We start from the raw sequence: 524 nt of genomic DNA, 5'->3' as shown, positions 1-524 counted from the left end.
TTAGATACTGTGAAGGTAGCACCGTTGGCTACTTCAACCCAATATGATCCATTTTTTGCATACTGACTTATACCTTTGCCAGAAGTGATAATTGTATGCCCACCAGAATTGACCTCTGTATTCTGATTACTTTTCATAAACAAAGCTCCACCAGTAAGAATATCTACGTGGCTAACAGAATCTAAACGAATTGTATTAGTATAAGCGCTTAATTGTTTATCAGACCTTAGGGTGACTCCATTCTTACCAGTAATATAAATATAATTATCTCCATTAAGAGATACATCCCCATTTGTATCCACATTTAATTTGGCGCAATAATGTGGAGTTTGATCCGCATCATAACCTTTAACAATACCAAAGCTACCGGTATAGTAGTTTTCTCCTTTCACCGGGAATTGAGATATTGTTAAAGTACCATCGCGGAAACGTGATGTATCCACATCTTCATGCATAAGTATTGTTGGTTGTATTTGGCTATCAACAGCTCTTTTGTAATAACCAATAAACATTCGATTTAAATT

1 pseudogene is annotated in these 524 nt (G+C 35.5%); it reads right to left on the bottom strand.

What is annotated here, in order from left to right:
- Positions 1-524, bottom strand: a pseudogene (locus ACQRBL_RS32535) (phage tail spike protein); the annotation flags it as partial.

It is taken from the genome of Bacillus sp. AF62, from assembly GCF_050312695.1.
GTDB lineage: Bacteria > Bacillota > Bacilli > Bacillales > Bacillaceae_G > Bacillus_A > Bacillus_A cereus.
The sequence above is the reverse complement of the archived record's forward strand: the minus strand, read 5'-3'. Positions and strand labels throughout refer to the sequence as shown.